The following is a 21,874-nucleotide window of genomic DNA, read 5'->3' as shown; positions in this document are numbered from 1 at the left end:
TGCTGGCGGGCGGGCGGGAGCGGATCCCGGTCGTCCCGCATGGGCAGCGGTAGCACCAAAGCTTTCGGCGGCTGCGCGGCGATGGGGTCTGATGGCGGGGTGCGGCGAAAGGCCCCGGCCCGGGCACGGCGGCCGCCTTGCGGGTCGATGCCGCATGACGGCCGCCGTGGGAGCGGGGGACCTGCCGGTCCGTTAGTCGTGCTGGTCTGATCGGCAGGAGTGGGGCGAACCTGTGGAAAACGGTCAGTCGAGTCCCAGGTCGCGGCGGAGCTTGGCCACGTGGCCGGTGGCCTTGACGTTGTAGAAGGCGTGCTCGATCGCGCCGTTCTCGTCGATCACGAAGGTGGAGCGGATCACGCCCTGCACCGTCTTGCCGTAGTTCTTCTTCTCGCCGAAGGCACCGTAGGCCGTCAGGACACTCTTGTCCTCGTCGCTGACCAGGGGGAACGTGATGGCGTCGCGTTCGCGGAACTTGGCCAGCTTGGCCGGGGCGTCGGGGGAGATGCCGACCACCTCGTAGCCGGCCGCCTGCAGCGACGCCAGCGAGTCGCGGAAGTCGCACGCCTGGGTGGTGCAGCCGGGGGTCATCGCGGCGGGGTAGGCGTAGAGCACTACCTTGCGGCCGCGCAGGTCCTTGAGGGTGAGCCGGTCGCCGTTGTCGGTCGGCAGCGACCATTCGGGCGCGGGGTCCCCGGCAGAAAGTCGGGCGGTCTCAGTCATGCGACGAACGATAGACCGGCCCACCGACAAGCCGAGCGGACCGCCTGCGGCGTGGCGTTCAGACAGAGCCAGGCCGCCGTGGCCCGGCGTTCAGGCTGCGACGGAGTCGAGCGCGGGCCGGCGGTCGCCCGGGGCGGGGAGGGCGGCCCGCAGGCGGAGCACGCCGGTCAGGGCCAGGGCGGTGCCGACGCCCAGGGCGATCGCTACCGCGGCGCGGAGCAACCAGGCCGGGCCGGCGGCGGGGAGCACCGCCGCGTCGAAGGCGCCGATCTCGGTGAAACCGGCGAACAGGGCCACCGCAGCGCCGGCCAGCGTCAGGAAGAACGGCGGATGGCGGTAAGCCGCCGCGATGGCGAGCAGGCCGACCGTGATCAGCAACAGGGACGGGGTGGTGCCGTCGAGGGCGGTGCTCACGGCGTACCCAAACGGGCAGATCGCGGCGATCAGGGTGAGCGGCCGCACGGACCTCGGCCATTTTCGCAGCAGGGCGAAGGCCGTCAGGCCGGTCAGAACGGTGATCGACCACCAGAGCCAGGCCTTCGGCGGCGGCTCCCAATCGAGGGTGCCGGTGATCACGAAGGTGCGCACCTGCACCCGCAGCGGCACCTCCCAGTCGCGGAGGCGATGGGCGCGGGTCGCGTCGGCCTGCGCCTGCGGCGGCAGGCCCGCGCTCAGCCAATGGGTGCGCTGGTCATGCCAGCGCACGCTGGTCGCGCCGGAGATCCGGCGCCAGCTGGGCGCGGCGGTGGGGTCGGCCGAGGAGGGTACGGGCGTGTCGCCGGTCAGGGTCTCATTGATGTACGCCGCCGGAGAGTTGACGTTTTCCCAGGTGCCATCAGGTCTGACGTCGAGGTAGGGCTCGCCCGAGTAACCGAGGATCTCCACCGAGTGCCCGGTCTTGTTGGTGAGTTCCAAGCGCGCCCCGGCCTCGACCGTGCGGACCGTCAGGCCCTTTTCCGGCGTGCTGATCCTGGTGATCGTGGTGCGGTAAGCGGTGGCGTCGGGCGCGTCCCCTCCGTGCGCGAACGCGGGCGTGGCCGGCGCGAGGAACGCGCCGGCCACGATCACGAAGAGGGCGAGGCGTCTCACCCCACGGCCGCCGTGACGGCCGCGCTGAACTGCTCGGCCGTCGGAATGCTGCCGTTGCTGCCCTGCAGTTGCTTGCCGGCGACGACGATGGTCGGCGTGCCGGTGTAACCGCGTGACGAGAACGTGTCGGTGACCTTGCCGGCCCACGTGTCGTAGGTCTTGTCGTTGACCGCGGTGGCGAACGCGTCGCCGAGGCCGACGCTCTTGCCCAGCTCGATCAGCTTGGCGTTGTCGAGGCCGTCGCTGTTCTCCTCGGGCTGGTTGTCGTAGAGGACCTTGTGGTACTCGATGAACTTGCCGCCCTCGGCCGCGGCGGCGGCCGCGCCGGCCGAGCGGGTCGAGTAGTTGGTGCCGTTCGAGGCGCGGTCGAGGATGGCCACCGGGTGGTAGCGGGCGGTGATCTTCTTGTCCGCGATGAGCGTGGTGATCGTGTCGCCGGCCTGGGTCTCGAACTCGTGGCAGATCGGGCACATGAAGTCTTCATACAGGTCGACCGTGACCGGGCCGGTGCCGACCGCGAACGCGGTGCCGTCGTCGACGGCCACGGTCGGCGTGGTCAGCTTGCTCGCGTCGGTGCTGTCCTTCTTCGACAGCACGCCAAAACCGATCAAACCAGCGATCACGAGTACGCCTACCACCGCGACGGACGTCCAGATCGTCACCCGCCGGCGGCGCTCGGCCGCCTTCTGCTGTTCGACGATGCGTTTCGCCGCCGACCGGTCGCGCTTGCCCTTGCTCATCGTTCTCCCATCAGAAGGCCGTCCATCGAGAACCGGGTGCGCGGCTTCCAGAGCAGAATCCCGGCGAGCAGCAGGAAGCCCACGTCGCGCGCGATGTCCCAGCCGTACTGCGCGGTGCGCCCGGCCGCCAGATCGCCACCCTTGCTGAAGCAGCCGCAGTCGATCTGCAAACCCCGGGCCCACGCCGAGATGATCCCGGCGATGAAGACCACCAGGAGCAGCGCGCCAATCGCGGCGCTGAGGCGCACGGCGAGGCCGATCAGTAACAGGAGACCGACGGCGATCTCGAGAAACGGCTGAATCGCACCGATTACCTTGGCGGTGTCGTAATCCATAAGCCGATAGGCGTTGACCGCGCGTGCCGACTCGTCCAAGTCGGTGATCTTGAGGCCGCCTGCGACCAGGAACACCGCCGAAAGCCCAAGCCGAGCCACCGTGGATATCCACGGCCACGCCTTACCCCAATGCATTGTCACGCCCAGTTAGTCGAAGTCCTCGCTCAGCAGGTTCCACCATTCTGCTGAGGTTTGGCTGGGAATCGGCAGGGTCGAAAGACCCTTCACACCGCCCGCGCCTGGGACACCGCGGTGACCAGTTCGTCGCGAGCCCGGGCGACCCGGGATCGGATGGTTCCGACCGGTACGTCCTCTACCTCGGCGGCCTCGGCGTAGGACAGCCCGAGCACCTGGGTGAGCACGAACGCAGTGCGGCGTTCGTCACTGAGCCCGCTCAGCAGGTCGGCGGTGCTCAGCCGGTGGGCCGGTTCGGGCACCGGCAGATCGGTGCGGGCCTGCTCGGCGAGTTTCGCGTCGAGCCGCCGGCGGCGGACCACCGCGCGCAGGTGGTCGGCGCAGGTGCGCCGGGCGATGCCGAGCAGCCAGGTGCGCACGCTCGAGCGGCCCTCGAAGGACGGCAGCGCCTTGAACGCCCGGAGAAAGGTCTCCTGGGTGAGGTCGTCGGCGACACCCGGGTCGACAAGCGCGGCGGTGAACCGCCACACCTCGGCCTGGGTGGCACGCACCAGCGCCGCCTGGGCAGCGGGGTCCCCGGCACCGGCCGTGAGGGCCAATCGGGTCGTCGGATCCTGCCCTTCCATGACCGGAGATGGTACGGGAAGCAGAATTGTCGGTGGCTTCTGGAACCATGTCGGACGCATCGGCGACTACCCGTCGGTGGGAGCTTCTGACCGGATCGGGGACGATGGCGCGCATGACCTTTGATCGTCGCCGAGCCCTGGCGGGTGGCTTCGGCCTACTGATCGGGCTGTTCCTGGTGCTCCTGGGCCCGGCCGCGCCGGCCAGCGCCCACGCCGCGCTGGTCGCCAGCGACCCCGGCAACGGCACGATCGTGCCCGACGCGCCCAACAAGGTGACGCTGACCTTCAGCGAGTCGGTGCAGCTGGTGACCGGAAAGGTGCAGGTCCTGGCGCCGGACGGGTCGCGCGCCGACCAGGGCGAGCCAACTGTCGACGGCGGCACCCTGACCATCCCGCTGCGCTCGGGCGGCGGCCGGGGCACCTATCTGATCAGCTTCCGGGTGATCTCCGCCGACAGTCATCCGGTCGGCGGCAGCATCACCTATTCGGTGGGCGCGGCTTCCGCCCCGCCGACGTCGGCGATCGACGACAGCAAGGTCGACCCGGTGGTCCGGGCACTGATCCCGGTCGGCAAATATCTGGGATACGTCGGCTTGGTTCTCCTGGTCGGCCCGGCGCTCGTGCTGGCCCTGCTGTGGCCGCACCGCCTGTCCCGGCGCGGCCCGTCCCGGGTCATCTGGACCGGCATGGGCCTGGTCGGGTTCAGCACGCTGATGGCGATCTGGCTGCAGGTGCCCTATTCGATCGGCACCGGCCTGTTCGACGTCCGGGTCGGTGACCTGCGCGACGTACTGGGCAGCACGTTCGGCGCGGTGATGCTGGTGCGCATCGGCGTGCTGTGCGCGGCCGCACTGCTGCTGCGCCCGTTCCTGTCCGGGAAGGGCGAGTCCAAGACCGACCTGGCGCTGCTCGGCGTGCTCGGGGTGGCGGCGCTGGCCACCTGGCCGCTGACCGGGCACCCGACCGCCTCCCCGGTGGCCGGCGTCTCGGTGGTGATCGACGCGATCCACCTGGCCGCCATGTCGGTGTGGCTGGGTGGCCTGGTCATGCTGGGCGGCTTCCTGCTGCGCCAGGCCAACGAGCGCGAGCTGTCCGCGATCCTGCCGATCTGGTCGCGCTGGGCGGCCACCGCGGTGACCGCGCTGATCCTGGCCGGCGTGGTGCAGGCGCTGATCGAGGTCTCGTCGCTGGACGGGCTGTTCAACAGCACCTACGGCCGGCTGATCCTGGTCAAGGCGGCCCTGGCCGGCCTGGTGCTGGGCGTCGCCTGGTTCTCCCGGCGCCTGGTCCGCTCGAAACAGGCCGAAGCCGAGCCGCGCGGCCTGCGCCGCATCGTCGGCATCGAGCTCGCGATCACGGCGGTGGTGCTGGGGGTGACCGCGGCCCTGGTCCAGATCGCTCCGCCGCGGACGGCCGAGGCCGCCTCGACCGCCTCGACCAGTTCGACCGTGACGCAGACGCTGACCAGCAGCACGATGGCGATGCAGGTCGACATCTTCCCGGCCGCGGTCGGAAACAACTCGATCCATCTGTACGCGTACACGCCCGACAACAAGCCGCTGACGGTCGTCGAGTGGACCGGGACGGCGGCGCTGGAGTCGAAGGGCATCGAGCCGATCCAGATCCCGCTGCTGCGGATCACCGACTTCCACGCGGTCGGCGACATCGCCCTGCCGTCGGCCGGCCAGTGGACCTTCAAGTTCACCGCGCGCACCAGCGACATCGATCAGCAGACACTCACGATGACCGCGAACATCTCCTGATTTTTTGCTGCCACAGCCCGGCTCCCGGATGGGGGTCGGGCTGTTGTCATATCTATCAGGGTGTTAGCGGCTATTTGACCACTTTCGGAGTATATGCGTCTGTATGGTCACCGCAGTATGGCCTGCGATAGGGGGAGAAGCTGATGCGGTGGCTCCGCACCATCCTCGGAATGCTGATGCTGACCATCGGTTTGCCGTCGCTGCTCGCGGGCGCGGCACTGTGGGCAGCCATGCAGCATCGTGATCAGGGCGGCGCGTTCAGCGGCGAACTGCAACGGCTTGCCACACCCGGGTACGCGTTCGTCGTCCCCGATGTGGACCGGTTGCTTCGCACCGACGCGCCCTTCACCCGGATCGGCGACACCCAGCTGCGGGTCAACGCGACCACCCAGGACGGCCCCGCCTTCCTCGGCATCGCCCCGTCCGCCGCCGTCGACCAGTACCTGCAGGGCGTTCCGCACTCCCGGGTCCGCACGGTCGACATCGGCACCGGCGCGCTCCCGGTCGCGACCTTCCCGGTCGGCGGCCGGCAGGCTCCCGGGGTGCTGCCCACCGGCGCGTCGTTCTGGCTGCGCAGCGGCGTCGACGGCCACCTGGCGTGGTCACCCGGCGAGGTCACCGGCGGCCCGTACAGCCTGGTCATCATGAATCCCGGCGCGAAGTCCGGCATTCAGCTGACCTCCTCGGCCGAGCTGCGTCCCGGCTGGATCAACTCCAGCACCTGGGGCCTGCTCACCCTGGGCTCGCTGCTGGCGATGATCGGCCTGATCGTCCTGGCCTGGCCGGGGCGGCGGCGCGAGATCGTGTACGTGGTCGAGCCGAGCCAGGTCCCCGACCTGCTGGCCGCGATCGGCGCCTCGCTCCCCGCGCCCGCCATCAGCGCGCCCCGCACCGGCGGCGCCCACCGCCCCCGAACCCTCGCCGACGCCCAGAAGGCCGGGCTGTCGGCCTCCGCACCCCAGTTCACCTGGCCCCCGGCCGGCACACCGGCCCTGGCCGGCCCAACCTCCGCGGTCCCAGCCTCGGCGGTCCCAGCCTCGGCGGTCCCAGCCTCGGCGGTCCCAGCCTCGGCGGTCCCAGCGTCTGCGGTTTCTGCCTCCGCGGTTTCGGTCTCGGCTATTCCGACTTCCGCGATTCCGGCGTCGGTGGTTCCGATTTCTGCCGTTCCGGCTTACTCGGTTCCGGCATCCGGGGTCGGGGGTTCGGTTTCTGGGACGCTGATCTCTGGGGCGCCGATCTCGGCGGCTCCGGTTTCTGCAATTCCGACTTCTGCCATTCCGGCTTCTGGCGTCCCGGTCTCTGCAATTCCGGTCTCTGCCATTCCGGTCTCCGGCGGCGTGGGTCCTGGCGTTGCGCCTCACCCAGCTGCGCCGGATCCCGCCGAATATGCGGCGGCCACCGCCATTCCCGGTCGGCCGCAGGCCGACCGGCGGCCCGCGCCGGGAGAGCCACTCAACTTCATCACGCCGGCGGCCGGCGGTGCTCTGCCGCTCGGGGACTTCCCGTCCTCGACGGACCCGCTGTTCGGTCGGCGGGGGGAGCGGTTCGGGCGGAAGCGCGAGCCGGGACCCGGCGACCTGCCGCTGTTCCGGGCTTCGGCCGTCGGTGCGTGGGTGGCGGAAACCGCTCCCGAGCGCGCCCGGGAGACCGAGGCGACGGCGGCCGCCCGGATGGCCGAGGTAGCCATGAAGAAGGCCGCCGCCGAACAGGACGGGAAGGCAGCCGCGACCTCCGAGGCCCAGCCGGACCCTGCGGATGACGAGCAGTCGGATGTTGTCTCCGACCTGGGCGAGCAGCCACGCGCCGCTTCGGTCGATGGTGAGCCGGACGAAGCGACGGTCGACGGCGATGAGCCGATCGGGACGACGTCCCAGGTCGGTGGCCCGGCGGGCGGGACGGCGTCCGAGGTCGGTGGCCCGGTGAGCGGGAAGCGGGGTTCGGGCGGTCGTCCGGCTCCGGCGCCGTCCGGGGATGCGGCCGTTGCCGCGGCCTACGCGGCTGGTGCCGCGGACGCGCGCGCCGCGCGCGGTGTTCATGACCGTGCGGAGGCGGTGTCGGCCGGGCCCCCGTCGCCGGCCGGCCGGGAAAACCGGGCGGCGCGCGACCCGCGCCGAGCCACCCAGCGGGTCGCGGTAGTCACCGGCCCGAACGCCACCGACTGGGCCGCGACCGGCCTGACTCGCGCGGATTCCCCCCGCGTAGGTCGTCAGCAGCCGTCCGGCAGCCGTCCGAACCAGGCTCAAGGCACACCCGCCGCGGCCGCCCAGGGATCCCGGATCCCGAGTCCGACGGCGTCGGCCGCATCTGCGCCGACCGCACCCGCCGGCGCTGCCAAGTCGTCGCCTTTGGCGACGTCCGCCGCTGCTGTACCGGCTGGTCTGGCCGCTTCGGCTGCGCCTGCAGGCCCAGTCTCGATCATTGCGCCTGCAGGTGCGACTATGCCGGTTCCGGCCGAGTCCGCCGCTGCTCTTCCAGTGGGACTGGCTGGCTCGGCGCCTTCCGGAGTGGCCATGCCGTCGGTTCCGGCCGCGTCTGCCGCTGCTGTCCCTGCGGGATTGGCTGGCCCGAGCGCCTCGGCCGCGCCTTCCGGAGTGGCCAAGCAGTCGGCTCCGGCCGCGTCTGCCGCTGCTGTCCAGGCGGGCCCAGCTGGTTCGGCCACTTCGGCTGCGCCGACCGGCGCGGGCCGAGTGTCTGCTTCGGGTGCGGCCGCTGGCGTGGGCGAATCGCCTGCTTCGGCGGTTCCCGCGAGGGCCGGCGCGGTCGCGCCCGCTGCGGCTGCGGCCGGTCCGAGGGCCGGAGCTCGCACGCCGGAGTCGGCGGGCGGAGCTGCGGCCCGGACGCCGGGTAGGGACGCGGCTGGTGCGGCAGCCGTCGCGGAGCGCGAGCCTGCGTCGGTAGGCGGCGTCGGCTCGCAAGCCGGCGGCCGGGCCGCCACTCCCGGCGTCGGCTCGCAAGCCGGCGGCCGGGCCGCCACTCCCGGCGCCGGCGCCGAGCCGGGGGCCGCTGCGGAGCGGACGCCGTCGGCATTTCCGCAGGTGCTAGGGCTGGGACGAGCTTCCGTCTCGGTTGTCGAGGGTGCGGCCGGTGACGTAGAACTCGGTGCTCAGGCTGGGATGGCGGGCTCAACGGCCGCTACCGTGCGTGGAGGGCGAGCGGACCACGTGTCGGCCGCCGCCACCGAACCGGGTCGGGCAACCCCGGAAGCTACCTCGGCCGGAATCGCCGGGTCGTCGGATTTTGTGACGACCGCGAATGCCGGCGCCCAGCCGCCCCTATCCGCCAGTAGGGCGCGGCAGGCAGCGGGGGCGGACATCGAGGCCGGTCGCAACGACCGCCCTCCGGTGTCCGCTCCCAAGCTGAACGTTCCGGCCGAAACCCCCGGGCGGGCGGCGGCCCCGGCGCAGCCGTCCAGCCCGGAGCGGACCTCGACCGGTACGCCGGTTGCCGCCGACGCCTCCGACGACCGGGCCGGGGTCACCCCGGCGGGCGGTCCACGGCCGGTGCGGGTTGCCGCCGGTGGGGCGGACGTTTCGGCCCTGATGCACGCGATGGCCCGCGGCGAACGCATCGGCGCCACCAACCCGGCGGCGGACGGCCTGGTCTCGGTCGGATCGGCCGCCGTGCGGGACGAACAGAACGTCGCCGGGGCTGCGACGGCCGACCTCAGCGCGATGATCGCGACCCCATCGACTGCCCCGAGCACCGATGGTCGCCTGGCGCAGCGGTCGATGCCGGTCCCGGACGCCGACGGTGCCGAACGGACGCCTATGCCGCCCGGCTGGGACGGCGGAGGCGGCCGCGGAGCGGAGCGGGACGGCGGAAGCGGCCGCGGAGCAGAGCGGGACGGCGGAAGCGGCCGCGGGGCCGAGCGGGACGGCGGGGACGGCCGCAACGGGGCCGAGCCGCCGACCGGGCGCGCGCGACGCCGGCCGATGCCCTCGCCCGGCGGTGCCCGGGATGAGGACATGCCGCAGAGCGAGTTCGCGCGGGAGTCGAGTTCGGCCCCGACGGTCGAGTTCCCGCTGGTCCAGCGGCCGATGCCGACGCCGGGCGGTGCGGGCAAACCGACCCCACCGATTGGCGACGACGACGGCCCGGCGGCCGGTCTTGGTGCCGGGCACCCAGCCCCCGCCGCCTGGCGGAAGGCCGCCGAGACGGTGACCGCCCGCGCGGCCGCCCGGGCCCGCGACGAGGCCGCGAACGGCGCTGCCGACGGGGACACCGAACTGAAGCCCATCAAGGCGACCCGCGTTCGCACCGCGAAGACGACCAAGCCGAAGACCGCCGCCGCCCCCGCCGAGGCCGCCAAGACGACGGCTCGTGCTACCCCGACCGCCCGGTCGAGCGCGCCGGCCAAGTCGGCGACCCCGGCCAAGTCGGCGACCCCGGCCAAGTCGGCGGCCCCGGCCAGCCCGGCCATCAAGGCGGCGAAGGCGGCCACCAGGTCCGCAGCGACCGCAAAGCCCGCCACGCCGACCACACCAACAACGACACGGCCCACCACCGTAAAGCCGCCGGCCAGCGCATCAAGGCCAGCCGCGGGCAGCGCAACTAGCGGCAGCCCGGCCAAGCCGGCGGTGGGTAACGCGGCCCGGCCGGTGGTGAGCAACGGTGGCAAGCCGGGAGTGAGTAACGCGGCCAAGCCGCCGGTGAGCACCGGGGGCAGGCCCGCGGTCAGCAACGCGGCGAAACCGCCCGCCAGCACCTCGGGCAAACCGGCGACGAGCAACGCCGCCAAGCCGCCGCCCGCGGCCCTCAAGCCGGCCACCCCGATGAAGGCAGCCGCCTCGGCGACGGGGCTCTCCAGCTACCGGGCCGAGGCCGCCGAGCTGCTCGCGGCCTCCGCTCAGCCGCGTCGGCGCAGAACCGTTACAAACCCCGCAACGATCGAACCCGCGCCGCCCGAGCCGGTGCGCCGACGGCGTACGCCTCCGGGGATGCCGAACGACGACTGAGGGACCACCGAGAAGGCCGCCCACCAGGGCGGCCTTCTTTTGTCTTGATAACCCAAGGGCCCTCCACGCTGCCGACGCGGAGGGCCCTTTACCGGGGGAACGGAGTAACCGAAGGGGGGCTTCGTCCGTTAAGACCAGTTTAGCCCGGGAAGCGCCCAACTGGGAAGTCTCCCCCCGAAAGCGGACAAAGCGCGGGTCGTGCCGCAAAGGCCCGGACGGGTGGCCAGGCGGGACGTGACAGCGATGGGCCGCACGCGGGCGTAGGCTGTCCGGGTGGCTGATCTTCTGGTGTGGATCGACTGTGAGATGACCGGTCTCGATCTGGGCAAGGACAAGCTCATCGAGGTCGCGGCTCTGGTCACCGGTCCCGACCTCAACGTGCTTGGCGAGGGCATCGACCTGGTCATCCATGCCGACGACGCGGCGCTCGACGCGATGCCGCCGGTCGTGCGGGACATGCATGCCAAGTCGGGTCTGACCGACGAGGTGCGCCGCTCGGCGATCACGATGGCCGAGGCGGAGGAGCAGGTCCTGGCCTACGTGCGGGAGTTCGTGCCCAATCCGCGCACCGCGCCGCTGTGTGGCAACTCCATCGCCACCGACCGCGGCTTCCTGGCTCGTGACATGCCGGCGCTCGACGCGTTCCTGCACTACCGCATGATCGACGTTTCCTCGATCAAAGAGCTCTGCCGCCGGTGGTACCCGAGGGTTTACTTCGGCCAGCCGCCCAAGGGCCTGGCCCACCGCGCTCTCGCCGACATCCGGGAGAGCATCCGCGAGCTGGAGTATTACCGCCGCACGGTGTTCGTCCCGCTGCCGGGTCCGGACGTCGAAACGGCCAAGGCCATCGCCGCCGAGCTGTAGCGGAAGGGGTAACCCCCTCGACGACCCCCGCCTTGAGGCGGCTATGATTGTCGGGCACCACGGGGAAGGTTCTCGTGCATGGTGGTCGTAGCTCAGCTGGTAGAGCACCGGGTTGTGGTCCCGGGGGTCGCGGGTTCAAGTCCCGTCGATCACCCCATGTGAAGACGATGCGTAAGGCCCGGTCGAAAGACCGGGCCTTACGCCGTTCAGAACCGTCGATATCGTGTGGTGCATGGATATCCTCTCCGGCGGGGCCGTGCTCAGCGCCGACTACCTGCGCGAACCGTCGGCCCGGCTGCGCTGCGTGGCCTACAACTACCCGCTGATGGCGCCGTTCCCGGGCTGGCCGACCGACCCGCGCTTCCTGCCCGCCGAGGCCGTGCCGAACGCGGGTGACCTGCCGATCGTGCTGACCCGGGCCGGGCAGGACAGCCCGGGGATCCTGGAGACGGTGCGGGAGTTCGTCGCGGCGGCGAAGACCCGTCTCGACATCGTCGAGGTGCCGCACGGCCAGCACAGCTTCGACACCAAGGACGACACCGACGAGTCCCGGGCCGCCATCCAGCGAGCGCTCGACCTGGTCCTGGCCACGATGAAATAAAACGATGAAGTAATCAGCGGTACAGCTTGATCGCGTCGGCGACGCGTCCGAGGAAGGGCCGTCCGAAATCGGACGCGCCGTCGACGGTGACCACCGCCAGGTAGCCGGCGAGTCGCCACAGCTCCCGCCGCGACGGAAAGCCGGGATCGATCGGCGTCACCGAACGGTAGGCGTCGAACACCACCGGCGGCACCGGCGCGAAGTAATCAAGCAGCGCCAGGTCTATTTCGGGATGCCCGTAATAGGGCGACACGTCGAGCAGATAGACGCCGTCGGCGGCGGTCAGGAAATTGTTCTGCTGGGCGTCCCCGTGCAGCAGAGTCGGTCGTGGCGCGGGCCCGCACAACAGCGGTAACCGGCTGATCACCCGGGACACACCGGCGGCGAGCGTCGAGTCGAGATGCCCGGAGTCGACGGCGCCGCGCAACAACGGTTCGAGGCGGCGGGAAGCGTAGAACGTCGGCCAATCCGGGCACTGTCGATTGTCCTGCGGGAGCGGGCCGAAGAACCCGTCAAAATCAAGACCGAAGCTTTCGCCGTACGCCCGATGAAGCGTGCCCAGCACGCGGCCGATGTCGGCCCACTCAGCCGGGATCTCCGCTATGGCTTTTTGCAGCAACAGGCTGCCGCCAGGGACCGGAACCTCGCCGATCGATTCGGGAACGGGCGCTCCGTGCCGTCGTAGCAGGGCGAGTCCGCGCAGTTCGGGACCGGTCTCCCCGCCGGTGTTCAGTTTGGCGAAGACGTCGATCGGCGAGCCGCGGAAAATGCCGCAGCGATGTGAGGCACGGTCGCCGAGGTCGGTAAAGCCGGTGACCCGCCATGGCACGCCGAGGTGCGCGGCCATGACGGGCTCGATCCGATCGAGAAACTCGAGCACCAGCGGAGGTTAGCGGGGGCCGCCGCCACCGGTGCCGGTTGAGGTGCCGGCCGTGACGGTGGTGGACTGGGTGCCGGAGAGGGTGCCTCCGGTGTAGAGGCCGCCGCCGACCGCGGTGCCGGAGACGCTGCCGCCGGTGTAGATCGCGTACGTGGTGCCGCGGGTGATCTGGCTGGACGAGAAGATGATGCCCTTGAAGATCTTCGAGGACTGGTAGGTCGCGATCTGCGTGCCCGACGTGGTGGCCAGGTGCACGATCGTGCCGGCCGCCTGGTTGGCGCTGAAGTTCACCGACACCCAGCCCTGACCCGCGGTGGGCAGCGTGCTGGTCGAGGCGCTCAGGCCGGAGGAGACCAGCGTGCCGGCCGTGATGGTCAGCGCGCCGTTGGAGTCGAGGCCGCCTTCGCCGCCGCCCCGGGTCGGCGAGCCGGCCACGATGACGTTGCCGCCACCGATGCTGAGCGCGCCGTTGGAGTCGAGACCGTCGGTGCCACCGCTGACGATCACCGTGCCGCCGGTGATGGAGATCAGCGCGTTCGGCGAGTTCTGCATCTCGCCGTACGTGGGGTCGGAGGCGTTGAACGCGTCGTCGGAGGCGGTGGCGCTGACGCTGCCGCCGGTCACGTACACCTTCAGGCCCTCGACACCCTCGTACGACTTGGTGACGTTGACCGTGCCGGCACTGACCCGGACGTCCGTCTCGGCGTGCACACCGTCGTCGCCGGTGGCCACCGTGGTGGTCCCGCCGTCGACGGTGACGTTGGCGTCCGAGTGCACGCCGTCGTCGGAGGCGTCGATGCTGTTGGTGCCCTCGCTGATCACGACCAGGACGCCGGCCTTGAGGCCCTTGGCCGAGGCGGTGCCGGGGGTGACCGAGCTGCCGCCACCCGACTTCGCGGTCAGCTTGCCACCCGAGATGATCACATCGGTCGAGGCCTGCACCGCGTCGGCGGTCGCGGTCAGGGTGACCGTGCCGCCGGCCAGCGACACGTAACCGCGCGTCGTGTCCGTGTCGTTGTCCGACTTGAGGGCGTCGCCGCCACCGGTAGCGGTGATCGTGCCGCCGGTGATGATCGCGTAGTCCTTGCCCCGGATCGCGTCGTCCTTGGCCGTCACGGTGATCGTGCCACCGGTGATGACCAGGCCGTCCGCACTGGCAATGCCGTCGTTGCCATTGCCGGTGACGATCAGCGAGCCGGTGCCGTCGATGGTGAGGTCGGCGGCCGAGTCGAGCGCCGCGTCCACGTTGGCCGAACCGTCGGTGAGCCGGTTGGTGGAACCGGCCTGCAGGTTGATCAGCACCTCGTCGGCGGCGACTACGTGAAGCGCCGCCACCGTGCTGTTGGTGACGGTCACACCGTTCAGGATCAGCCGCACGATGCCGGTGCCGGTGCTGTTCACCACGATCTGGCCGTTGGTGAGCGAACCGGAGAACCGGTAGGTGCCGGCCGCGCTGACCGTGACGGTGCTGCCCGAGACGGTGACGTTCGAGCTGGTGGAGGTGGCTCCGGTGCCGGTCAGGGTCACGGTGGCGACGTCCGACTCGTTCCAGGTGTGGTCGGCCGTGCTGTCGTGACTGGCCTGGTTGGCGGCGAGCGCGGCGGCCGCGGCGGGACCGGCCGCGAGCGTCGTGACCGGGGCCGCGCCGGCGATCGCCGAACCGCCGGCCCAGATGGCCAGGGCGGTTGCGGTGAGGACGGCGGGGGCGACCGCGCGTCGGCGCAGTGGGGTGCGTGACATGGAAATTCCTGTCTATGGGGGAACGGGATTGGTGCCTTTCTTAAAAAAACACGAAAAAAAGGCTTTAAAAGAAGCGGCGGAGCGTACGGCGCCAGGGCACCGCAGGGAGTTCGGGGCGAAGTGCGGCCAGCCCGGTCGCGTACTTCGAGATGCGCACCGGCCGCCGCCCGCCGGCCCAGAGCAGCCGGTCCACCCCGGACGGCGCCGACCGGGTCTTGGTCTCGACGATGGCCAGGTCCGGCCGGTGCAACCGGCTTCCCGAGGCGTCCTGCCAGCCCAGATCGGTGTCGATGGTCAGCCGGGAGTCGTCGGCGAACACGTGCAGGGTCGCGCGCCGATAGTCGGTGACCAGGGTGGGCGCCAGGGCGGGCAGGTACCCGAGGACCCGGTCGACGAACCAGTGGCCGGGTTCCACCGTCTCGTGGTCGACCATCTCGTACGGCAGCCGGTCCTTCACGGTCCCGCCCCGGTACCCCTCGGTCTTCACCTCGAGCCAGCACAGCGCCGAGTCGACGTACGTCCGGGTGCGCACCTTGTACCGGTGCCGCCGCCGGGTGGCGGCGAGCCGGAAGCTGGTCAGCTCGGGGGTGTCGAAGTAGACGGACCGGTAGCGGAAGGTCTGCTGCCCGTCGATCTCCAGGATCCGGGCCCGGCCCGCGAGCCGATCCGGCAACGCGAGTGCCTCGGCCACTGGCAGCACGTACTTGCGGTCGACCCGGGTTTGCAGTTCGGCCTTTTCCAGGAGTTCGTCGAGCGAGATCGTGTCGAGGGTCATCCGCGCACCCCGGCGGCGACGATCGCGCGGTCGGCGGAGGCGTGCGAGTACCGGACGTCCACGATGGTCGTCTCGTTCACCAGGTCGACCCGTTCCACCACGGCCGAGTGCACCCGGGCCCCGAGGATCCCCTCCAGCTGGGCGATCAGCGCGAGGTGGTCGGTGATCGCCGAGTCGAGCACCAGCGTCTGCCGGCGGTAGGAGCGGAACAGCCGGGGGTGGTCGCCGAGGTACATCACGGTCAGGATCAGGGCCATCAGCGCCGGCGTGAGCCAGAACGGTCCGGCGTTGAGCGGGCCGAGGATGCCCAGGGCGAGAGCGGAGAAGTAATAGGCGACCTCGCGCTGGTCCACCTCGGTGGAGCGAAGCCGGATGATCGAGAGGACACCGAAGAGGCCGAGTCCGAGGCCGGCGCCGACCGAGCTCTCGCTCAGCGCGCCGGTTACCGAGAGCACCCCGACGTTGACGCCGAGGTAAGCCACGACCAGATCCCGGCGCCGATGCCGCGGAAAATAGAGACCGAAGACGAGAATGGTCACCGCGACGAGATCGATCGCGAAGAGCGCGAGCCGGGGCATGTGGGGTGACCTCCTGGTGAACTATCGATGAACGTCGATAGTCAGGTTAGGTCGAAGTCCCTCGAAACAACCTAAGAATCACCTGTGAATCAATAGCCACCCATCGATGCGCCGACGCCGTCGCCGGTCGCCAGGAAGTCGGTGCGCGGCAACTTGCCGTCCGGCTGGCGGGCGCCCTCGGCCTGTGCCGGGTCGGTCGAGCGGAAGGTCTCCGCCCAGTTGTTCCGGCTGAGCTGGGCGTTCGCGGCGAGCGAGACCGGGTTGCCGGCGGCCGCGTTGGACCGCAGCAGGGCCGGCGCGTTCGGGAACGCGAAGCCGCTGCCCCCGTTGCGCCAGGCGGTGTTATTGCTCAGCTGCAATGCCCCGGTCCCGCCGTCGTCGGTGAACCCGGGCCCGCCGTTGTCCCACGCCGCGTTGTGCCGCAGCTCGTGCGCGGCGGCCACGTCACTGCCGGCCAGCGCGAACCCGTTGGCCTCGTTGCGATAGGCCCAGTTGTACTCGAGCGACACCGGGTCGGTGAAACCCCCAAGATCAAAACCCGAGGACCCGTTCCCGTACGCCCGGTTGCCCCGGACCAGATTGCCGGTCCCGGATCCGAACTGAATCCCCAGCCCACCGCGGTTGTCGAAGAAGTCGCTGTCCAGCACCTGGTTGTTCGTGGTGCCCGGATCGCGCAGCATCAGGCCGGAGGCGGCGTTGTCGTGCATCGACAACCGCCGGAAGATCACGTCGTGGCAGGCCCGGCAGACGTACGCGTGACTGCGCGCCCCGGTCACCTCGAGCCCCTGCACCGTCCAGAACGCCGCCGACTGGGTGATCGCCCACTGGTCGGCCGGCACGCCGGACGCGTCGATGACCGGCCGCTCGTTCGCGTAGTTGGTGAGCACGATCCGCTTGGCCGCGGTGCCGCTGGTCTCGATCGAGAGCTCGGTGGACAGCCGATAGGTGCCGCCGCGCAGCGCGATGGTCTGCCCCGGCTGCACTACCGACACGGCCTTGGCCACGGTTGCGTACGGCCGCTTGACGCTGCCGTTCCCGGTGTCGGAGCCACCGGGCGCGACGACGATGGCGGACACCGGCACGGCGGCGAAGGGGGTGGTCGCGGTGACCGACGGCGGGTTCGTCTGCACCCGGCGGGCGGTGCCCGGCGCGGCCGACCGGGTCAGCGTCGGGGTCACCGTCACCGTGTCGCCGCCGGGCGGCAGGGACTCGTGATAGACCGCGTACGCGAGTCCGCCGCCCACTGCGACGGTCGTCGTCGCCGCTACCGTCAGTGACTTGAGCAGCGACACCTTGGAGGACAGCGCCGCCGATTTCAGGCCGACCGCCAGACCCACCGGCACCGGCAGCGCGCCCATGCCGAGCAGCAGTTCCTCCGGCGCGACCAGGCCTTCGCGGCGCGGCGCACACATCGGACACTCGCGGATGTGCCGCACGAACCGCTTGCGCCACAGCGGGTCGGCCGCCCCGTTCCACCGGCGCAGCTGGTCGGTCAGCTCCGGGCAGCGCGGCCGGGCCCGCAGTGCCCGCACCACCCCGCGGGCCGCGTCGAGCTGCGCCTTCATCCGCTGCACCCGAACGGCCGCGTGCTTGGGTTGCACCTCGATCGCCTCGGCCAGCTCGGTGCGGGTCAGCTCGCCGCTGGCCTCCTGCCACCACAGGCCGAGCAACCGCCGGTCACCGTCGTCGAGCCAGCGGGCAGCCTCGGCCAACTCCCGGCGCTGGTCGGCGACGACCAGCTCGGCCGCGGTGCGGTCGGCGAAGTCGCCGCGCGGGTCGGCCACCTCGACCGGCTCGGCCACCCGCCGCATCCGGGTCGCCTTGCGGGAGCGCAGGTAGAGCTGGATCTGCCGGTACGCGATGGCCACCAGCCAGGACCGGAAGCGGTCCGGTTCGCGCAGTCCGGGCAGGCCGCGGATGGCCCGCAGCATGGTCTCCTGCACCAGGTCGTCGACGTCCGGATGGCCGGCCAGCGCCCGCCCGATGATGTTGTAGACGAGCGGCATGTGGAGCGCGATGAGCTCGTCGAGGGCGCCGGAACTGCCGTCCTGGGCATCCCGCACGAGCCGGGAGACCTCGGGAGCGATCTGACTCTGAGTCACGGGCGCCCTTCCTCAGTGGTTCGTGGTCGAGACGAGCCACAACATCGACGGATGTCGCTAGAGGCAACGCTGGGGAGTGGCATGAACTGCGACAACGGAAGCCGGCGCCATCGTTACACGCCGATCCGGGAAGCGACAACAAAGAAATCTTCGCGGTTTTTGTTGTCCCTTCCGCACCCGAGCATCTACCAGGGTGCCGCCTTCCCCCGGGCGGAATCACTCAGGGTGACTCAATGGGAGCGCTCCCATACCCAGCGTCACCGAACGGGCGAGAGGATCGGGAAAGTTGTCCGGAGCAAAACGAAGGTTCCTGGTGGCCGCGCTGGCGATCAGCATCCCCACGGCCGCCATCGTCTACGCCGCCCTGCCGTCCTCGGCGGCGACCCTCCCGGCCGCGGGCGGCGTTTACCAGCTCGCGGTGACCAAGAGCGGTAAGTGCATCGATGTGCCGGCCGCGTCCAAGGACAACAGCGCGCTGCTGCAGCAGTGGGGCTGCACCACCGGGGCGGCCTGGCAGCAGTTCAAGCTCACCGCCGTGACCAGCTCGCAGTATCAGCTGGTCAACGTCAACAGCGGCAAGTGCATCGACATCCCGGCGGCGTCCAAGACCTCCGGCGTCCAGGTGCAGCAGTACACGTGCGTGTCCTCGCAGGCCAACCAGCTGTTCACGCTGGCCGCGAACGGCACCAACACGTTCCAGATCATCAACGTGAACAGCGGGCTCTGCCTGTCCGACCAGGGCGCTTCCACCGCGTCCGGGGCCGCGATCATCCAAGAGACCTGCACCTCCAACTCGAACAAGCAGTGGTCGTTTGTAAATAACGCCGCCGCCCCGGTCGTCGCTTCTGACGGCACCGGGCAGTACACGACGATCCAGGCCGCGATCGACGCCGTGCCGGCGAACAACACCACTCGCCGGACCATCACCGTCAAGGCCGGTACCTATCGCGAGATCGTCACCGTCCCGGCCACCAAGCCGTACGTGACACTCCAGGGTCTTGGTTCATCGGCATCGCAAACGGTGATCGTGAACAACCACAGCTCGGCCGGCGGTTACGGCACCTCGGGCAGCGCGACGGTCTTCGTCAACGGCCACGACTTCGCCGCCAGCAACATCACCCTGTCCAACGATTACGGCGAAGGCAGCCAGGCGGTCGCGGTCAACGTCAACGCCGACAAGTCGGTGTTCAACAACGTCCGCTTCCTCGGCGCCCAGGACACCCTGCTGGTCAACGCCGGCCGCTCGTACTACACGAACTCGTACGTCGAGGGCACCGTCGACTTCATCTTCGGCGGCGGGACCGCGGTCTTCAACACCTCGTCGATCTACGAGAAGCGGTCGAGCGGCGGGCCGATCACGGCCGCGAAAACCGATGCCGCCAACGCGTACGGCTTCCTCTTCTACAAATGCACCATCACCGGCGCCGCCAGCGGAAAGACCCAGCTCGGCCGCCCGTGGGGCGCCGACGCGCAGGTCCTCTACCGCGAGTCGTCGCTGAGCGTCGCGCTGGCCACCGCCCAGCCGTGGATCGACATGTCCAGCAACTCGTGGAAGAACGCCCGCTTCTTCGAGTACGAGAACACCGGCTCGGGCGCGACCACCAACAGCAACCGGCCGCAGATGTCCGACTCGACGGCCGCCAGCTACACCCCGCAGAAGTACCTCGCCGGCACGGATGGATGGAACCCGCTGTGAAGAAGAAGCTGATTTTTGGCGCGGTCGCCACCGTCGCCGTGCCGGCCCTGCTGGTCGGGATCTCGATGATGCCGTCCGAGGCGGCCACCCTGCCCGCAGCCGGCGGCACCTACCAGCTCGCGGTGACCAAGAGCGGCAAGTGCATCGACGTGCCGGCCGCCTCGAAGGACAACAGCGCGTTGCTCCAGCAGTGGGGCTGCACCACCGGGGCGGCCTGGCAGCAGTTCAAGCTCACCGCCGTGACCAGCTCGCAGTATCAGCTGGTCAACGTCAACAGCGGCAAGTGCATCGACATCCCGGCCGCCTCCAAGACCTCGGGCGTCCAGGTACAGCAGTACACGTGCGTGTCCTCGCAGACCAATCAGCTGTTCACGCTGGTCGCGAGCGGCACCAACACGTTCCAGATCATCAACGTCAACAGCGGCCTGTGCCTATCCGACCAGGGCGCCTCCACCGCCTCCGGCGCGCCGATCATCCAGGAGACCTGCTCGGCCAACTCCAACAAGCAGTGGGCCTTCAACTCGGTCTCCACCGGCGGGCGCACGTTCTCCAACACCGCCGACGGCTTCGCCGGCGGAACCACCGGTGGTGCGGGCGGCACGACGGTCACGGTCACCACCTACGCCGACTTCCTGAAGTACGCGACGGCCACCGAGGCGTACGTCATCAAGGTCAGCGGAACCATCACCGTGCCGACCTTCGGGTACGAGGTCCGGGTAACCAGCAACAAGACGATCGTCGGGGTGGGCACCACCGGGCGGATCAAGAACGGTGGCTTCTTCCTGGCCGCCGGGGTGAAGAACGTGATCATCCGGAACCTGACCATCGGCGACACCGCCGTCGCGTCGGACGACCCCGATGACAAGGACTTCGACTACGACGGCATCCAGATGGACACCGCCGACCACGTGTGGATCGACCACAACACGTTCACGAGCATCAACGACGGCTACATCGACAGCCGCAAGGACACGACCAACGTGACCATCTCGTGGAACCAGCTGGGCAACCACAACAAGACGCTCGGCATCGGCTGGACCGACAACGTCACCGCCCGGGAAACCATCCACCACAACTGGTTCTACAACACGAACCAGCGCAACCCGAGCGCCGACAACCTGCAGTACGCGCACCTCTACAACAACTACCTGCAGAACATCACCTCGTACGGCAACCTGTCGCGAGGCAGCACCAAGATGGTTCTGGAGAACAGCTACTTCGACAACGTCAAGAACCCGTGGAACATCGACGACACCACCAAGGGCCAGCTGAAGCAGAGCGGCAGCATCGCCGTGAACTGCACCGGCGCCCAGGTGACCGGCGGTTCCGCGTTCACGCCGAGCAGCTTCTACTCGTACACCCTGGACGCGGCGGCCGACGTGCCGTCGATCGTCAAGGCGTACTCCGGCCCGCAGGCGAGCATCACCTACTGACCACATTCGGGATGAGGGGAGACGCCGGCCGGAGTTGCTCTGCTCCGGCCGGCGTCGTTTCCCGTACACGTACTGCGCGACCGCCCCTGGAACGACCGCCTCGGGCGAGCCCTCGCCATCGGCTACGGCGCGCCGTTCATCCTGCTCAAGTCCGGCTATCTGCTGCATCACCGGTTTCCCGGACGCCGCGGGAGCGCACCGAGGTGTACTCGTCGGGGTCGTGGGCTTCCGCTGCTCCGGCCTATTACCTGCGCCTGTTCGGCGGTGCTGGCCGGGCGGGCCTGTTTGGTTTCGTTGGCGGACAACGCGTACCACTTCTCGACCGCGCTGGACCAGCCAGTGGAGGCGATGAACGTGCGTCTGCCCCGGGTGTTGGAGTCCATTGTGCTGGCCTTCAACCTGCATGGGGTGCACCACCGGCACCGGGTCAGGCCTGGTCTGACCTGCGGGGTGCGTTTGAGGCTTCGGGGGGCCGCTTTGATCTTGGGTGGTGGGCGGCAGATCCGCGGGCCTATCTCGGTGGATTCGGTGCGGCTTCAAGACATTGGAGGCTCTGCCCCCAAACCCCCGGCCGCGCTCGGAGACCGGCGGGGTGGGGTGGGGGTTCGGCGCGAGGAGACCACCCGAGCCTTCGGGCCTGGTGTTTCGCTTGCCGCGCGCCCGTTTCCTGCGCTTGCCGCGCCTGCGTCTGCGGCGCCCGCGCCTGCCGCGCCCGCCCGCGCCTCCCTTGCGGTGATCTTGGAGAGTTCGTGTTCAGGCCTAGGGAAGTCGACATGGTCGAGGGTCTTCGTGGTGCGGTGGCCCGGCAGATCCGTGGCCCGATTCCGGCCGATTCGCCGCGC

At 70.1% G+C, this 21,874-nt stretch carries 16 protein-coding genes and 1 tRNA gene; 7 read left to right on the top strand and 10 right to left on the bottom strand.

Annotated features, from left to right (window positions below; all coding sequences use genetic code 11):
- Positions 1–243: 243 nt before the first annotated feature.
- From bcp to Ate02nite_RS08915, 5 genes are all read right to left on the bottom strand, one after another.
- Entirely contained in the window at positions 244–720 is a 477-nt protein-coding gene (gene bcp / locus Ate02nite_RS08935) for a thioredoxin-dependent thiol peroxidase (protein ID WP_203802043.1), read from the bottom strand.
- A gap of 90 nt (positions 721–810) precedes the next feature.
- Positions 811–1,809: a hypothetical protein gene (locus Ate02nite_RS08930; protein WP_239147247.1), complete on the bottom strand. Its 999-nt coding sequence runs from the start codon at positions 1,807–1,809 to the stop codon at positions 811–813.
- On the bottom strand, positions 1,806–2,549 hold the full coding sequence (locus tag Ate02nite_RS08925) for a DsbA family protein (RefSeq protein ID WP_203802040.1): 744 nt from the start codon (positions 2,547–2,549) through the stop codon (positions 1,806–1,808). The genes Ate02nite_RS08930 and Ate02nite_RS08925 overlap by 4 nt, the downstream gene beginning before the upstream one ends.
- Positions 2,546–3,019 carry a MauE/DoxX family redox-associated membrane protein gene (locus tag Ate02nite_RS08920; RefSeq protein WP_203802037.1) on the bottom strand — a complete coding sequence of 158 codons (474 nt, stop codon included), beginning with the start codon at positions 3,017–3,019 and terminating at the stop codon, positions 2,546–2,548. The genes Ate02nite_RS08925 and Ate02nite_RS08920 overlap by 4 nt, the downstream gene beginning before the upstream one ends.
- A gap of 89 nt (positions 3,020–3,108) precedes the next feature.
- A complete protein-coding gene (locus tag Ate02nite_RS08915; protein ID WP_203802030.1) occupies positions 3,109–3,645 on the bottom strand; it encodes a sigma-70 family RNA polymerase sigma factor in 537 nt (178 codons plus the stop codon).
- Positions 3,646–3,749: 104 nt separating this feature from the next.
- On the opposite strand from Ate02nite_RS08915, the gene Ate02nite_RS08910 reads away from it, so the two are divergent.
- The 5 genes from Ate02nite_RS08910 to Ate02nite_RS08890 all read left to right on the top strand — a co-directional run bounded on the left by Ate02nite_RS08910 (position 3,750) and on the right by Ate02nite_RS08890 (position 11,828).
- Positions 3,750–5,408, top strand: a complete 1,659-nt coding sequence (locus tag Ate02nite_RS08910; protein ID WP_438871172.1) for a copper resistance CopC/CopD family protein — start codon at positions 3,750–3,752, stop codon at positions 5,406–5,408.
- A 143-nt stretch (positions 5,409–5,551) separates the two neighbouring features.
- On the top strand, positions 5,552–10,363 hold the full coding sequence (locus Ate02nite_RS08905) for a hypothetical protein (protein ID WP_203802018.1): 4,812 nt from the start codon (positions 5,552–5,554) through the stop codon (positions 10,361–10,363).
- A 273-nt stretch (positions 10,364–10,636) separates the two neighbouring features.
- Positions 10,637–11,227: an oligoribonuclease gene (orn, locus tag Ate02nite_RS08900; protein WP_203802016.1), complete on the top strand. Its 591-nt coding sequence runs from the start codon at positions 10,637–10,639 to the stop codon at positions 11,225–11,227.
- Positions 11,228–11,308: 81 nt separating this feature from the next.
- A tRNA-His gene (locus Ate02nite_RS08895) sits at positions 11,309–11,384 on the top strand.
- A gap of 75 nt (positions 11,385–11,459) precedes the next feature.
- The gene (locus Ate02nite_RS08890; RefSeq protein ID WP_203802014.1) at positions 11,460–11,828 is read left to right on the top strand and encodes a hypothetical protein; all 369 of its coding nucleotides are present in this window, start codon (positions 11,460–11,462) and stop codon (positions 11,826–11,828) included.
- Positions 11,829–11,841: 13 nt separating this feature from the next.
- On the opposite strand, the gene Ate02nite_RS08885 is transcribed toward Ate02nite_RS08890, so the two are convergent.
- The 5 genes from Ate02nite_RS08885 to Ate02nite_RS08865 form a co-directional block, all read right to left on the bottom strand.
- Positions 11,842–12,708 carry a fructosamine kinase family protein gene (locus Ate02nite_RS08885; protein ID WP_239147246.1) on the bottom strand — a complete coding sequence of 289 codons (867 nt, stop codon included), beginning with the start codon at positions 12,706–12,708 and terminating at the stop codon, positions 11,842–11,844.
- Positions 12,709–12,717: 9 nt separating this feature from the next.
- Positions 12,718–14,448: a carbohydrate-binding domain-containing protein gene (locus tag Ate02nite_RS08880; RefSeq protein ID WP_203802012.1), complete on the bottom strand. Its 1,731-nt coding sequence runs from the start codon at positions 14,446–14,448 to the stop codon at positions 12,718–12,720.
- A gap of 64 nt (positions 14,449–14,512) precedes the next feature.
- Positions 14,513–15,223 carry a polyphosphate polymerase domain-containing protein gene (locus Ate02nite_RS08875; RefSeq protein WP_203802010.1) on the bottom strand — a complete coding sequence of 237 codons (711 nt, stop codon included), beginning with the start codon at positions 15,221–15,223 and terminating at the stop codon, positions 14,513–14,515.
- Positions 15,220–15,801, bottom strand: coding sequence for a DUF4956 domain-containing protein (locus tag Ate02nite_RS08870; protein WP_203802007.1), 582 nt, complete (start codon positions 15,799–15,801; stop codon positions 15,220–15,222). The genes Ate02nite_RS08875 and Ate02nite_RS08870 overlap by 4 nt, the downstream gene beginning before the upstream one ends.
- An 89-nt stretch (positions 15,802–15,890) precedes the next feature.
- Complete coding sequence (locus Ate02nite_RS08865) at positions 15,891–17,903, bottom strand: sigma-70 family RNA polymerase sigma factor (RefSeq protein ID WP_239147245.1); 2,013 nt, start codon at positions 17,901–17,903, stop codon at positions 15,891–15,893.
- Positions 17,904–18,216: 313 nt separating this feature from the next.
- Between Ate02nite_RS08865 and Ate02nite_RS08860 the strand changes: the two genes are divergently transcribed.
- Positions 18,217–19,599, top strand: coding sequence for a pectinesterase family protein (locus Ate02nite_RS08860; protein WP_239147244.1), 1,383 nt, complete (start codon positions 18,217–18,219; stop codon positions 19,597–19,599).
- A complete protein-coding gene (locus Ate02nite_RS08855) occupies positions 19,596–21,032 on the top strand; it encodes an RICIN domain-containing protein (RefSeq protein ID WP_239147243.1) in 1,437 nt (478 codons plus the stop codon). The genes Ate02nite_RS08860 and Ate02nite_RS08855 overlap by 4 nt, the downstream gene beginning before the upstream one ends.
- Positions 21,033–21,874: the final 842 nt, after the last annotated feature.

This window comes from Paractinoplanes tereljensis, from assembly GCF_016862435.1.
In the GTDB taxonomy this organism is placed as follows: Bacteria; Actinomycetota; Actinomycetes; order Mycobacteriales; family Micromonosporaceae; genus Actinoplanes; species Actinoplanes tereljensis.
This window is presented reverse-complemented; position numbering and strand designations above follow the sequence as displayed.